The 14,921-nt window shown below is 44.8% G+C and carries 13 protein-coding genes; 12 read left to right on the top strand and 1 reads right to left on the bottom strand.

Annotated elements, in window-relative coordinates; genetic code table 11:
• Window positions 1-17 precede the first annotated feature (17 nt).
• The 4 genes from gloB to V7R39_RS12830 all read left to right on the top strand — a co-directional run bounded on the left by gloB (window position 18) and on the right by V7R39_RS12830 (window position 4,128).
• Window positions 18-809: a hydroxyacylglutathione hydrolase gene (gene gloB / locus V7R39_RS12845; RefSeq protein ID WP_334031148.1), complete on the top strand. Its 792-nt coding sequence runs from the start codon at window positions 18-20 to the stop codon at window positions 807-809.
• Between the two features lie 65 nt (window positions 810-874).
• A complete protein-coding gene (locus tag V7R39_RS12840) occupies window positions 875-2,539 on the top strand; it encodes a lytic transglycosylase (protein WP_334031145.1) in 1,665 nt (554 codons plus the stop codon).
• A gap of 4 nt (window positions 2,540-2,543) precedes the next feature.
• Window positions 2,544-3,593 (top strand): ion transporter, encoded by a 1,050-nt coding sequence (locus V7R39_RS12835; protein WP_334031143.1) that lies wholly within the window; start codon window positions 2,544-2,546, stop codon window positions 3,591-3,593.
• A 64-nt stretch (window positions 3,594-3,657) separates the two neighbouring features.
• Entirely contained in the window at window positions 3,658-4,128 is a 471-nt protein-coding gene (locus tag V7R39_RS12830) for an FKBP-type peptidyl-prolyl cis-trans isomerase (RefSeq protein ID WP_334031142.1), read from the top strand.
• A gap of 60 nt (window positions 4,129-4,188) precedes the next feature.
• On the opposite strand, the gene cysS is transcribed toward V7R39_RS12830, so the two are convergent.
• Entirely contained in the window at window positions 4,189-5,571 is a 1,383-nt protein-coding gene (cysS, locus tag V7R39_RS12825) for a cysteine--tRNA ligase (RefSeq protein WP_334031141.1), read from the bottom strand.
• 222 nt (window positions 5,572-5,793) lie between these two features.
• Here cysS and V7R39_RS12820 point away from each other — a divergent pair, with 222 nt between their 5' ends.
• The 8 genes from V7R39_RS12820 (at window position 5,794) to V7R39_RS12785 (ending at window position 14,881) form a co-directional block, all read left to right on the top strand.
• Window positions 5,794-6,285 carry a peptidylprolyl isomerase gene (locus tag V7R39_RS12820; RefSeq protein ID WP_334031140.1) on the top strand — a complete coding sequence of 164 codons (492 nt, stop codon included), beginning with the start codon at window positions 5,794-5,796 and terminating at the stop codon, window positions 6,283-6,285.
• A gap of 169 nt (window positions 6,286-6,454) precedes the next feature.
• A complete protein-coding gene (gene lpxH, locus V7R39_RS12815; RefSeq protein ID WP_334031139.1) occupies window positions 6,455-7,180 on the top strand; it encodes a UDP-2,3-diacylglucosamine diphosphatase in 726 nt (241 codons plus the stop codon).
• A gap of 307 nt (window positions 7,181-7,487) precedes the next feature.
• The gene (locus V7R39_RS12810; protein ID WP_334031138.1) at window positions 7,488-9,071 is read left to right on the top strand and encodes an alkaline phosphatase; all 1,584 of its coding nucleotides are present in this window, start codon (window positions 7,488-7,490) and stop codon (window positions 9,069-9,071) included.
• A gap of 15 nt (window positions 9,072-9,086) precedes the next feature.
• On the top strand, window positions 9,087-11,069 hold the full coding sequence (locus tag V7R39_RS12805; protein ID WP_334031137.1) for an alkaline phosphatase: 1,983 nt from the start codon (window positions 9,087-9,089) through the stop codon (window positions 11,067-11,069).
• Between the two features lie 168 nt (window positions 11,070-11,237).
• Window positions 11,238-12,005, top strand: coding sequence for a hypothetical protein (locus V7R39_RS12800; protein ID WP_334031136.1), 768 nt, complete (start codon window positions 11,238-11,240; stop codon window positions 12,003-12,005).
• 163 nt (window positions 12,006-12,168) lie between these two features.
• A complete protein-coding gene (locus V7R39_RS12795; RefSeq protein WP_334031135.1) occupies window positions 12,169-12,783 on the top strand; it encodes a YqiJ family protein in 615 nt (204 codons plus the stop codon).
• 17 nt (window positions 12,784-12,800) lie between these two features.
• The gene (locus V7R39_RS12790) at window positions 12,801-14,558 is read left to right on the top strand and encodes a flotillin family protein (protein ID WP_334031134.1); all 1,758 of its coding nucleotides are present in this window, start codon (window positions 12,801-12,803) and stop codon (window positions 14,556-14,558) included.
• Window positions 14,559-14,704: 146 nt separating this feature from the next.
• Complete coding sequence (locus V7R39_RS12785; protein ID WP_287009163.1) at window positions 14,705-14,881, top strand: oxidoreductase-like domain-containing protein; 177 nt, start codon at window positions 14,705-14,707, stop codon at window positions 14,879-14,881.
• The last annotated feature ends 40 nt before the right edge of the window (window positions 14,882-14,921 follow it).

Below are 14,921 nucleotides of genomic sequence, written 5' to 3'. Positions count from 1 at the left end.
AAACAAGCAGGTGTATTATGCGCATCGACACATTGCCCTCGGGCATAAAAGTCCATCCAATTCCCGCCTTTACTGACAACTATATATGGTGCATCCACAACGGTAAAAATGCGGTTGTTGTAGACCCAGGCGATGCTGAGCCAGTGTTAAAATACATGGCCAAACACGCATTGAACTTAGCTGCCGTTCTTATTACCCATCACCATCGCGACCACACAGGTGGCATTGCCAAATTGGTCTCGGCTATTGCAGATCTGCCCGTTATAGGCCCAAGAGGCGGGCATATAAGAGGGCTAACTAAAACCGTGGCGCAAGGCGATACGGTAGCGTTGCCGGTTGTAGATATGTCGTTTCAAGTAATGGAAGTACCGGGGCATACCCTCGATCACATCGCGTTTTTTGGTCACGGTGCATTGTTTTGCGGCGATACTCTGTTTTCAGCCGGGTGTGGCCGGTTATTTGAGGGCACTCCAGAGCAAATGCTGAATTCACTCAATAAGCTCAAGCGCCTGCCTGATGCCACTGCGGTGTATTGTACTCACGAATATACCCAGGCGAATGTGAACTTTGCTCTCGCGGTAGACCCTAACAACAGCGAATTGCAAGACTATGATGCTTGGGTAAAAACGAAGCGCTCTCACGACGAGCCGACCTTGCCCAGTACATTAGACAAACAAAAACAGATAAACCCTTTCTTGCGGTCACATGAGCCTGCGATAAAGGAAGCTGCGCAGCGTTTTGCTGATACTGAGCTGACGGATGATGCCGCTGTTTTCGCCGCAGTTCGACGTTGGAAAGATGAGTTTTAGTGAATATATTTGCCATTTAGCGTAGTATTACGCCCTTGCAGTACACAAAGAGGTTTCTTCAAAATATGCAGTCGAAGTTGTTCCCACTTGCGTCCGTTCTATTGGCGTTAGGGCTTTCAGGATGTCAGTTAACCGAAAATGAAAGTGAAAATGTAGCCGTAGAGCAAAACGAGAAAGCAGCACTTGAAGCATGTGCTGAAACCTATTTAGGTGAAGAAGACATTGCCGATTGCGAGGTAGCAAGAGACGGCGTCATTGATGTTATTCACCCAAAAGATGATGTGTTAGAAGAAACTGCGGAAGTTACAGCCCCCGAAGACGCGGAAGTGGCTGCGGTAATTACCGACGTATGGCAGCGAGCCAGCAATACATTTTCACTGAGTATACCGGATGACCGCCGTGTGACTGCGCAGCGAGATTGGTATTTAAAGCACCCAGAATACATGGCCCGCGTGGTAAAACGCGCAAAGCCGTTCTTGTTTTACATTGTTGAAGAAATTGAAAAGCGCAATATGCCAATGGAGTTAGTGTTACTCCCTATTGTAGAGAGCGCCTTCGATCCGTTTGCCTATTCCCATGGACGCGCCGCAGGAATGTGGCAATTTATTCCTAGTACGGGCAAACGCTTTGGCATGCCGCAAACTTGGTGGTATGACGGAAGACGCGATGTAGTGGCTTCTACCCAAGGTGCCCTTGACTACCTTACCTATCTAAACGACATGTTTGATGGCGATTGGCTACATGCGCTAGCGGCGTATAACAGCGGCGAAGGGCGCGTTATGCGCTCAATTCGTGCAAACAAACGTGCAGGCAAGCCCACCGACTTTTGGCATTTAGGTTTGCCAAGAGAAACCCGAGCGTACGTTCCTAAGCTTTTAGCCCTTGCGGATATTTTAAAAAATAAAACGGCCTTTGATTACCCGTGGCCAGAAGTTGAAAATGTAGCGGTTATTGAAGTGGTGGATATCGGCTCTCAGGTAGACCTTGCGTTTGCCGCAGAACTTGCTGATATGTCATTGAAGGAGCTGCACGGCCTCAACCCAGGATTCAATCGCTGGGCTACGTCACCAGATGGACCTCACCGCCTTGTGTTGCCGGTAGAAAAAGCAGCGTCATTTTCACAAGCATTGGCTCAAATAGACAGAAAAGAGCGCCTAAATTGGGTTCGCCACACAGTTAAAAGCGGAGACAGCCTGGGGAAAATTGCCAATCAATACCATACTACTATTAAGGTCATTCAGCAGGTTAATGAACTCGATTCTTCAATGATACGCATTGGCCAAGCTATTATGGTACCTGTTGCTCTTAAAGCGTTAGATGACTATGCCCTTTCTCAAGAGCAGCGATTAGCGAGTATTCAAAGTAGCAATAAATCGAAGCAAAAGGTTCGCCATACCGTAAAGTCTGGTGATACGCTGTGGGACATTGCTCGAAAATATAAAGTATCGACAAGACAACTTGCAAAATGGAACGGTATGGCACCTGGCGACATGTTGCGCCCAGGCAAAACCCTGGTGGTGTGGCTAGAGGGTAAAAGCGACGCTGGTGTTACCAAAAAGGTGACTTACACAGTGCGTAACGGCGACTCGCTCTCGCGTATTGCCAGTAAGTTCAATGTAAAAGTAAGCGACATTAGCAAATGGAATAGCCTTAATACCAAGCGCTATTTGCAACCTGGACAAAAACTAAAGCTTTATGTTGACGTTACCAGGCTAACATCTACAGGATAGAGACATGTTAAAAATTAACCGAGAAAATCTGCGAAACAGTCATGAAACGCCTTGGTTAATTTTAGACTTAGTCATGCTGGGTTTATTGTTTATTAACTTAGTATGGCTCATATTTGATGCGCTGTACGCAACTAATTTTGTGTATCAGCAGCTTGGCGTGCACTTTCCTGCAGTTATCGACGCCTACGACCCCATACACAACAACTTTTTACTTGTCGACTTAGTATTCATTGGCATATTTTTTACTGAGTTTTGTTTTCGCTGGGCGGTGGCAATAGTAAGAAAAGAACACCTGCGCTGGTACTTCTTCCCATTTTTACATTGGTACGATCTCGTTGGGCTTATCCCAACGGGCGGCACACGTTTGTTTCGCTTTCTCCGCATATTGTCTATTTTGCACCGCCTGCACAAATACGAAATTATCGATTTAAATCAAACCGCTATCTTTCGATTCTTTACCTTCTACTACGATGTTTTTGTGGAAGAATTAAGCGATAGAATAGTAGTAAAAGTGCTAAGCGATGCACAAAAAGATATTTCTGCGGGCTCTCCTCTGCTTGATGATATTACTAACCAAGTGCTAGCGCCCAGACGCCCTGTTATCACCCAGTGGATGGCCGGCATTATCAATCACCTAGGGCAATCTATCAGTAACGATGAACACGGTGACGTAATAAGAGAGCACGTTCGAAAGAGTGTGGGTAAGGCTGTGCGAGGTAATGCGCAAGTATCTTCTCTTAATTACTTGCCCATTATAGGTAAAACCATTGAAAATACACTGGAGCAATCGGTTACTGACATTGTTACCTCATCCCTCGTTAATTTGTTAAGCGACCTAGACTCAGAGCGTATTGATCACTTTATTTCTGTGGGCATGCACGACTACACCCCCACGGCTGACGCCCTCGATGAAGAAGTACTGAATGTGGTAAACGAATGCCTTGAGCTTGTGAAAGCCCACGTATCGCAACAGCGCTGGAAATCCCATTTGATGGAAAAAGAATCGACCGTACCCTCCCCTGGCCCGGTTTCAAAGGAAAACGATACGTTGTAAAAGATAGGGCGGTAGATTCGCCTTTTTATAACGCCTATTAACAACAAATAAAAGAAGACTACTAATGAAGTTTATTATTTTAGCTATCGTGATTGGTTTAGCCATTTTCTTATTTACCCGCCACACATCGAACAAGAAAATCGCGACTGAAAACATTGAAGCCGGTAACGTGTTTCTAGCAGAAAATAAAGCCAATATTGCTGTAAAAGAGACATCTTCAGGCCTTCAGTACGAAGTTCTTCAAGAAGGACAAGGTACACAGCACCCAACGGCATCATCAACAGTAAAAGTGCATTACCACGGCACCTTGCTTGATGGCACCGTATTTGACAGTTCGGTGGAGCGTGGTGAGCCCATTAGCTTTCCACTAAACCGTGTCATTGCAGGCTGGACAGAAGGCGTTCAGCTTATGGTTGAAGGTGATAAATATAAGTTTTTCATTCCATCACACCTAGCCTATGGCGACAGCGCAGCGGGAAAAATAGCACCAGGCTCGACGCTGATATTCGAAGTGGAATTGCTTGAAGTTAAATAACACAAAAAACCTGCTTTGAAGCAGGCTTTTTTTAACGCTATAGCTTACTAGATAGCAAGACTAACTTCTGCGCCAAGTGGTGCCGCCCGCGCCATCTTCTAGCACTACGCCCATTGCGGTTAATGCATCGCGCGCCGCATCAGCCGCGGCCCAATCTTTTGAGGCTCTCGCGTCGTTGCGTTGTTTTATCAACGCTTCAATTTCAACAGCTTCATCGTCATTGTCGTTACCGCCTTTTAAAAACGCATCAGGGTTACTCTGCAACATACCTAGAATACCGCCTAAACGTTTTAACACAGACGCTAACTTGCCCGCTTCAGCAGGGTCATCTTTTTTGCGGTTAATCTCACGAGCCACATCAAATAGCACTGAGAACGCTTCTGGCACATTAAGGTCGTCGTTCATAGCAGCTTCAAAGCGCGCTAAATAACCACCGTGTGTTAGCTCAGCCGTTTCATCAATATCAACACCGCGTAGCGCTGTATATAAACGCTCCAGCGCTGCTTTAGCTTGGGTAATGTTATCTTGCGAATAACTCAATTGGCTTCGGTAATGGGCAGACATCAAAAAGAAACGTAAGGTTTCTGAATCATGCTCTTTTAACACATCGCGAAGGGTAAAAAAGTTACCGAGAGATTTTGACATTTTCTCGTCATCCACCTGCACCATCCCCGCATGCATCCACACGTTCACATACTCGCTGTCATGGGCGCAGCATGATTGCGCAATTTCGTTCTCATGGTGAGGGAAGGTTAAATCTGAACCACCACCATGAATGTCAAAATGTGCGCCTAGATGCTTATAGTTCATTGCCGAGCATTCTATATGCCAACCAGGTCGGCCCTCGCCCCACGGTGATGACCATGCTGGCTCGCCGGGCTTAGTGGTTTTCCATAAAACGAAGTCGAGGGGATCGTCTTTACCTTGCGCTACTTCTACTCGCGCACCGGCTTTAAGCTGGTCTAAATCTTGTTTACTTAGCTTTCCGTAGTCTTCATATTTGCTGACATCAAATAGTACGTCGCCGCTTTGCGCTTGATAGGCGTAGCCTTTTTCAACTAAGCGCTCAATGATGTCGATAATTTCGGGCATGTGGCCGCTGACCGTTGGCTCAACATCGGGCTCAAGCAGATTGATGGCTGAAAAGTCTTCATGCATCATGCCAATTGTACGCTTGGTTAATGCTTCAAAACTTTCATTATTCTCGTTTGCTCGAGCTATAATTTTATCGTCAATATCCGTAATGTTACGCACATACTTCACCTCAAGACTAAGGTGGCGCAGATAGCGCACCAGCACGTCAAAACTTAAATAGGTACGGGCGTGTCCCATATGACTGAGGTCGTATACAGTAATACCACATACATACAGACCCACCTTCCCTTCTTCAAGCGGCACAAATTTAGCCTTCTCACGGGTTCGGGTATTGTAAAGATGTAGCATAAAGAGTCTTCCTGTATATCAATTTTGGGCGCAAAGTTTAGCACTGTATAAAAATAATGGTAAGGCTTTTAACCCCCTATTTCACTGACATAAAAAGCCAAAATCGGCCTAAACGAGTAATAACATCCTGTGACCGCTTAATTATGCGTCGCTATTTCCCCAAACAACGCTTTTGCGCTACCATTAGCGCACTTTTTACAGTCAATATATAGGACATCTTCAATGGTTACGTTAAAAACAAATTATGGTGATATCACGCTAGAGCTTTTCGAAGACAAAGCGCCGAATACCGTTGCAAACTTTCTTTCTTATGTTCAAGACGGTTTTTTTGATAACACTATTTTTCACCGTGTAATCAATAACTTTATGGTACAAGGCGGCGGTTTTACAGAAGACATGCAACAAAAAGAAACCAAAGCTCCTATTGAAAACGAAGCTAACAATGGCGTAGCAAACGAAGTTGGTACCGTTGCTATGGCGCGTACGCAAGACCCTCACTCTGCTACTTCACAGTTCTTCATTAACGTTAACAATAACGACTTCCTTAACCACACTAGTGAAAGTGCTAACGGTTGGGGATATTGTGCGTTCGGTAAAGTAACTGAAGGCATGGATGTGGTAGAAAAGATCAAAGCGGTGAAAACAGGCAATAACGGTTATCACCAAGATGTACCGGTAGAACCAGTAATTATTGAAAAAGCGATTGTTGCATAAGCCAGTCAATAAACGGTTTCTTGAGCCCTAAAATAGGCGCTTAGACAAAGCTGGTATATCAATAAAATTGCGTTATTAATCACTCAATTTTATGAGCAGTTCCGCTTTACAAATAAAGTTAATGCCGCATCGTTTAGGTGCGGCCTGTTTAATCTGAAAAAGATACATTATGCCTTTCACTTACTTTATTGCCGACCTTCATCTTAGCGCTGATAGACCTGATATTACCGACTGCTTAATGCGCTTTTTGAAAGAAGAGGCTATTAACGCAGATGCCCTTTATGTATTGGGCGATCTCTTTGAAGTATGGATTGGCGATGATGATGTAAACCCATTCAATACGGCCGTCGCAAAAGCGTTCAAGCAAGTAAGTCGGCATTGCCCTATTTACTTTATTCATGGCAACCGTGATTTTGCGATAAGGCAAAACTGGCTGAATAAAGCGGGCATGACCTTATTAAATGAACAGGAAGTTGTTGATCTTTACGGCACGCCTACATTGCTCACTCATGGCGACGAGCTTTGCACAAAAGACGTGGCATACCAAAAGTTTCGCAAAAAATCTCGCGGATGGTGGTGGCCTAGGCTCATGCTCGCCCTCCCTTTATGGTATCGACGAAGAGTTGCTCGCAATGGCAGAGCCCAGAGCAAAGCAAATCAACAAAGCTTGAAGCCAGAGATAATGGATGTAACCCCCTCTGAAGTGGTTGATGCACTCGAAAAATGGGGTGTGCAGCGTATGATCCACGGGCACACGCACCGTCCTAAAATTCACTCACTTCAAGCAAACGGTAAATCTGCGACGCGAATAGTACTTGGTGATTGGTATGACCAAGGCAGTGTTTTAAAGGTTACCCCTCGTGAGGTTATGTTACAACATCACAATTTTATGTAAGTTTATCTGATACTTATAGACTGGTCGGTCCAGATAACTTCATATATATTTATTAATTATTTTTTTGTGCTTATTCTCGCAAACGGTTAATAAACAAATAGAATTTTTCAATTTCCTTTCTTAATACCCACTTTCTCTTAACGTAATGTGACAGTTGTGACGGTTTAGCAATATATCTGTCAAATAATTGTCACTAATGCTGCCTACCTTCTAGCTTGCGTTTGGGCAAATGCACGATGGAAAAGACAATTTGCCCTTCATAACGCTTACCCACAACCGATTTTTATAAAACGTTTAGGAAACAATCATGAATCGTAACTGGAAAGTAGCATGCACAGCAGTAGCAATGGCGGTATCCGCTGGGCTACAGGCTGCAGTATTGCCGGAGCATCAAACAAATAGCGCTTGGTATACCGATGCGCAATCGAAATTGACTGAGAAACTAGCAACAAACAATAAATTCAAAGCCAAAAACGTAATCTTGTTTGTTGGTGACGGCATGGGTATTTCTACCCTTACCTCTGCTCGTATTCACAAAGGCCAATTAGCTGGCAATCCTGGTGAAGAGGGCTACTTAAGCTTTGAATCGTTTCCTCACACCGCATTGGTTAAAACTTACAATGTAAATGCACAAACTCCAGATTCTGCAGGCACAATGACTGCAATGATGTCAGGCCTCAAAACAGACGTTGGCGTTATTGGTGTTGATGAAGACATTGTGCGAGGCGACTGCTCTACTGTGGCTGGAAATGAAGTGATCACAGCTCTGGAGCTTGCAGAGATTAAAGGACTTTCTACTGGCGTTGTATCTACTGCTCGTATTACACACGCTACACCTGCAGCAACATATTCAAAGTCAGCAGACCGTAACTGGGAAGACAACTCAGATATGCCTGAAGATGCAATCGCTGCTGGCTGCCTTGATATTGCTGACCAACTTGTGAATTTCGAAACCTATCTTGAAAGTAGATACAGCGGTATCGATGTTGACGGTATTGAGGTTGCAATGGGCGGTGGTCGTCGTCACTTTTTACCTCGTGACGCAGCATTTAACAGCCCAGATGCGCAAAGCGATATTGAGGGCGATCGCACCGATGAGCGCGACTTAACAGCAGAGTGGCAGCAAAAATACGAAAACGGTGTTTATGTTTTTGACCAAACCGGTTTTGATGCTATTGACACCGAGACAACAGAGCGCGTTTTCGCTTTGTTTAACGAGTCACACATGCAGTACGAAGCAGATCGCGGCAACGATATTGCCGGTGAACCTTCAGTGGCTGAAATGACAGAAGCTGCTATTAATATTTTGGACAATAACGACAAAGGTTTCTTCCTGATGGTGGAGTCTGGCCGTATTGACCACGCTCACCATGCTGGTAATGCCGCTGGCGCTCTTACCGATACACTTGCTTTTGAAGAAGCAGTGATGACAGCGGTCGAAAATACTAACCAAGAAGAAACGTTGATTCTTGTTACTGCTGACCACGGCCACGTATTCACAATTGCTGGCTACCCTAAACGTGGTAACCCTATCTTAGGAAAGGTTGTTAACGTGGGTTCTGATGAAGAAGCTACCGCGTCTGATGGCACTCCTTATACTACGTTAGGTTACACCAACGGAAGAGGCTTTTATGACCTCGGCGATGAGACGAATTCTGATGTTTCTTATGGGCTAGACATCGCTGCAGGACGCGTAGACCTCACAAATATCGATACCACTACACCAGGTTATCACCAAGAAGCACTTATTCCGCTAAGTTCTGAAACGCACTCTGGTGAAGATATTTCTTTGCATGCAACTGGTCCTGGAAGTCAACTCGCGCAAGGTGTGGTAGAGCAAAATGTTGTTTTCCACTTAATTAACCAAGCCCTTGGCCTTGTAAACGAATAAGTGGAGATAAAAAAGATGAATTTATTTAAATTAAGTTTAATTGCAGTGGCAATTGCTGGGTTATCGGCATGTTCATTAGAAGGCGATGACGGACAAGACGGCGTAGATGGTACAGATGGTGTCGCAGGCGTAGATGGCTCTAATGGAGCAGACGGTTCCGATGGCACTAACGGTGCTGACGGCTCAGATGGCGCAAATGGTTTTAACAGCCTTACCGTGCAAACGCAGTTACCGGAAGGCGATGTTAATTGCCCAAACAGCGGCGTTCGCATCGACTCGGGCCTAGACACTGACAGCGATGGCGTTCTGTCAGACAGCGAAATCACCTCAACTAGCTATGTATGCGTGCCTGGAGCTAGTTCGGTCGATAATAGCGAAATTCTGACCAGTTTAAACAACGAATGGTTTGTTGATGGACAGACAGAAGTTGAAAACAACAAGCGCGTTTGGATGAATGCGACATCAGGCAATGCTGCGTCATCGTCTAATGTCAGTGTCGCTACTGTAAGCTCGCAACAAGAACTCGATGCGATGGTTCAGAACCTGCGCGGCACAGCGAAAAACGTTATCCTTTTCATTGGCGACGGCATGGGTGTTTCAACCGTTACTGCAGCTCGTATTCTCGACGGCCAAATGAAAGGTTTAGAGGGTGAAGAAAATCAATTGAGCTTCGACGCTTTCCCTTTCTCCGGTTTATCAAAAACCTATAACGTTGATGCGCAAACGCCTGATTCAGCAGGTACAATGACTGCGATGATGAGTGGTATCAAAACTGACGTGGGCGTAATTGGCGTTGACGAAGACATTGAGCGCGGCGACTGCAGTACAGTAGCAGGTAACGAGCTTGTAACAGCATTAGAACTTGCTGAAATTGCTGGTAAATCTACCGGTATTATTTCAACAGCACGTATAACGCATGCTACGCCTGCTGCTACCTATGCAAAATCAGCAGATCGTAACTGGGAAGACATCTCAGATATGCCTGAGGCAGCAATCACTGCTGGCTGTAGCGACATTGCAGACCAGTTAATCAATTTCGAAGCTAACCTAGAAGCGAAGTTTGATGGATTGGATGTTGATGGTATTGAAGTAGTTATGGGTGGCGGTCGTCGTCATTTCCTACCAAGAGATCCTGCGTTTAATAGCCCTGATGCTTCAAGCAGCACTGAGGGTGACCGTACAGATGGTCGTGACTTAACGGCAGAATGGCAGAGCCTATACACCAACGGTGTTTATGTCTTTGACCAGTCAGGTTTTGACGGTTTAAACACAGAAACCACCGAGCGCGTGTTTGGTTTATTCAACGAATCGCACATGCAATACGAAGCAGACCGCAGTAACGATATTGCAGGTGAGCCGTCGGTTGCTGAAATGACAAGCGCTGCCATTAAAGTACTTGATAACAACGATGAAGGTTTCTTCTTAATGGTTGAGTCGGGTCGTATTGACCATGCTCACCACGCTGGAAATGCGTACGGTGCCTTACACGACACTATCGCATTTGCCGAAGCAGTCGCTACTGCAGATGAGCTTACTAACGATGAAGACACACTAATCATTGTTACAGCTGACCACGGCCATGTATTTACTATTGCGGGATACCCGAAGCGCGGTAACCCAATTTTGGGTAAAGTGGTTAATGTAGGCGCTGAAGACGCTGCAACAGCTGCCGACGGTACGCCTTACACCACGCTTGGTTACACTAACGGTCGAGGCTTTAGAGACTTGGGTGATGAGACTAATTCAGACGCGACGTATCTTGCCGATCCAGACACTGGCCGCAAAGATATCACCGATGTTGATACCACTACTCCTGGCTATCACCAAGAAGCATTGGTACCGCTTAGCTCTGAAACTCACTCTGGCGAAGACGTTGGTATTTATGCTAAAGGGCCAGGTGCTTTCTTAGTGAATGGTACTAACGAGCAAAGCGTTATTTTCCATGTAATGGACTTCGCGGGTGACTATGTGTCGCAAGCAGAAAGTGCAATGGAGTAAGTATTGCCCAAGTAATTTTTAGGCAATGCTTAAGCAATACAAAATAAAGTAAAAAAATGGCCTTAGCTTGTGAGCTAGGGCCATTTGTATTTCAATTTACATGTACGAGAGAGGATCCACTCGCTTCCCTTTTTATTGGAGCGAACTTGGAGCAAAACTGGAGCTATAATGAAAAAGTTACTCATTCTTCTCACTGCTTTTAGCCTTACCGCTACTTTGCACGCGGAAAATGCAGATGATACTGCTGCCATGTGTAAAGAAAACGGTAAACAGGTTAAAGCTGACTATACCATTAAAACGACAACGCATAACGCTACGGGGGTTCATGCGCACAATAGTATACGTGAGAGCAATCTGTCGTTGTGGCGAATGGACAATAAGGTGGCACATCAATATCCGTCGACCCAAATTACTGAAGTTTACACACTGGTTCGCAATAAACTGATTAAACCTGTCCGTTACTTTGATGGCCACCAGCGCGCTATTGAATATCAACCTGGTGAAACTATTCATGGCAAAAAAGAAACTGACTTCTCTTTTCGTTATCAGCTTATTAGCGACACGTTTATCGATACTATGACGCTAGTTAGCTCTGAAGGAAGACATTGCAATCAAAAAGACACTTACGAGCTTAAAACCGCGACGGGCGTTTTTTCACTAGTTTGGTTACCACAACAACGATTGATAGAGCGCTTTGATATTGAGCAAGGCAATATGCATCGCACTTGGACACTAACCAACGCAGATTATGAAGCAGATGTAAGCACCTTTTTCGCTAAACGCATTGATTATCAGTCAACGGATTACGCTGATATTGGTGACGATCATACCGACCCATTTCTCACAAAAATGGTCACTCAAGGCTTTATTGAAGCTGGTGCAAGTGGCTTCTACGATCAACATGGCCGTGCACTTCAAGGAGAGCACAACCATTAAGGTAATGTCGAACTTACGTTAATACCCTACGAGCTTAGTGATTGAGCAAGTATGCATGGCGCTGCTTGCTCACCATGTTGTCGTTTACATTCTGTTGCTTTTTATTACTGGAATATATTTTAGGCTGTGGTATAAAAAGTCAACACGATCACGGATGATGTACATGACAGACCTTCTTTTATCCCCCTCAAATCTTTGGTTCAGCATAGCCCTAACCGCCATAGCCTTTATAGCCGTATTGGAACTGGTAAGCATGTTATTTGGGTTAAGCTTACTCGGCATTGGCGATGAGATTGGCGAGACTAATGCCGACGGTTTTATGGGAACTGAGTTGGCAAGCTGGCTGAACATCAACAAAGTACCGTTTCTTGTATGGCTAGTAGTTTTTCTTACCTGCTTCGGACTAAGCGGTATTACGATTAACGGCATAAGTTCACTTACTTTCAATACGGCACTGCCTAAACTTATATCAGTGCCTGTGGCAGTAATATTGGGCCTTTTTATCACCTCAAAATCCGTATTTATCATTGCTCACCTTCTCCCAAGTGTAGAAACAAGTGCTATGCACAGCGACGATTTCGTAGGAGCCGTTGCACAAATTACTATAGGGCGAGCGTCAAGGGGCAACCCTGCAGAGGCAAAGTTTACTGATAATTTTTCACAACCCCATTTTGTTTTAGTTGAGCCATTAGAGCCCGAAGAGCTTTTTGATAAAGGCGAACGGGTAATATTGGTTCAAAAAAACACCCACAGCTGGTTTGCTACCCGCTATCAATAACCTAAAAGAGAAGAAGTATGGATACAATTCAAACCACTAATATGCCGTCTATTCTATTTGTTGCCGGCGCTATTGTTATTGGACTTATTGTTATAGGTTTAATATTTGCCAAACTATACAAAAGAGCCACTAAAGAAACGGCCTTTGTCAGAACCGGGCTCGGTGGTGAAAAAGTAGTTAAAGACGGCGGCGCACTAGTACTGCCTGTGGTTCACGAAATTATTCCTGTGAACATGAACACCCTTCGCATTGAAGTAGAAAAAACACAAAAAGACGCATTAATAACGAAAGATAGAATGCGTGTAGACGTAAAAGCAGATTTTTACTTGCGAGTGGCGCCTAATGCCGGTGGGATTTCAATGGCAGCGCAAACCCTAGGTACGAGAACCACTCGTGCAGAGGAAGTTAAAAAGCTGATGGAGTCGAAATTTGTTGATGTGCTGCGTGCGGTGGCCGCAGAAATGAGCATGACCGAAATGCATGAACAAAGAGCCGACTTTGTGCAAAAAGTGCAGCAAAGCGTGGCAAACGATTTAGAGAAAAACGGACTAGAGTTAGAATCGGTAAGTTTGACTGGGTTTGACCAAACTGACCTTGAGTTTTTCAATGAAAATAATGCCTTTGACGCTGAGGGCCGAGCACGCTTAGCCAAGATAATTGAAGAAAAACGCAAAGAAACAAACGATATACAGCAAGAAAACCGCATTTTAATAGAGCAGCGTAATTTGGCTGCTGAAAAGCAATCTCTTGATGTTAAACGTGACGAAGAAGAAGCACGGCTTACTCAAGAGCAGGTACTTGCATTTAAACGTCAGGAACAAAAAGCCGAAATTGCTAAACAGCGTGAAATGAAAGAGCGTGAAGAACGTGAAGCGGAAATTGCCAAAAATCGCGCGATTGAAGCCGCTGAAATTGAAAAGTCTCGAGAGATTGAAACCCAAGAGATAGCTAAGCGCCAAGCCCTTGAACAAGCAAGAATTCGTCAACAACAAGAAGTTGAAGTGTCTGAGCAAGTTAAGCAAATTGCGGTTGCTACCAAATCAGAAGAAGAGTCTGCCGCACGAGCAAAAGCAGCGGAAGCCGAAAAGCAAAAAGTTGAAAAAGAAGAAGCAGTATTAACCGCGAGGTCGGTTGCTGAGGCCGAACGTAAGAAGCAAATTGAAGTTATTGATGCGCGCAAAGAAGCAGAGCGTGAAGCAGTGAGTATTACTGTTGAAGCAGAAGCTAAAAAAGAAGCCGCTGAAAACAGCGCTCAGGCCATTTTGACAGAAGCAAAAGCGTCGGCAGATGCCAAAATGCTTCAAGCTGAAGCAGATGAAAAAGTGCTTGCTGTTGAAGCGCAAGGTAAGCAAGCGTTATATGAAGCTGAAAATACGCTGAAAAATGAGCAAATAGAACTTCAAAAATCATTAGCCATGCTGAAAATTCTACCAGAATTGGTGGAGCAAGCTGTGAAGCCTCTTGAAAATATCGAAGGTATTAAAATTCTTCAGGGCTATGGTCAAGGAGGCACATCCAGTACAGGAAGTCATACGGTTGCCACATCGGGCAGCGGACTGGCCGAACAAGTCACTCAAGCTGCGCTGAACTATCGCGCCAACGCCCCTTTAGTAGATTCAATGCTAAGAGAAGTGGGTCTCGTTGATGTTGAAAAAGGTACGTTAAGCGACTTAATAACCGGAAACAGTGAGTTACTTACGGGCACAGCAACACCGCCACAACAAACCAACGTAAACGAAACGAAATTAAACGGCAGTGCGACACCTGAGGCCTGAGCGTGAAATACACAAGTGCCACAAAGCACTTGTAGTCTACATTAACCTATAAACAAGGCCTCTATGCCTAGCATAGAGGCCTTTTATTTGAATTCCCCTTCACAGCACGACATAATCAGCCAAAACAAACATATTGTTAACAATGTATGAGTGAGCACACCAAAAACAACTTGCCTCCAGAGCCTGAAAAACCGCTAAAAGACGATTGCTGTGGCGGCGGCTCCTGCTGCCCATGCGTTTGGGACGCCTATTTTGAAAAGCTAGACGAGTGGAAAGATAAGGTGAAAATGCTAGAGAAAGAGCGAGAAAATACCAACCAATAACAAAAATACACTAAAACCGCTCTGCTTGTGTATACTTAAT

Origin of the sequence: Alteromonas sp. P256 (genome assembly GCF_036864455.1) — a bacterium.
Lineage (GTDB): Bacteria > Pseudomonadota > Gammaproteobacteria > Enterobacterales > Alteromonadaceae > Alteromonas.
Note: the sequence above shows the minus strand (reverse complement) of the source record. Positions and strands in the feature narration are given on the sequence as shown.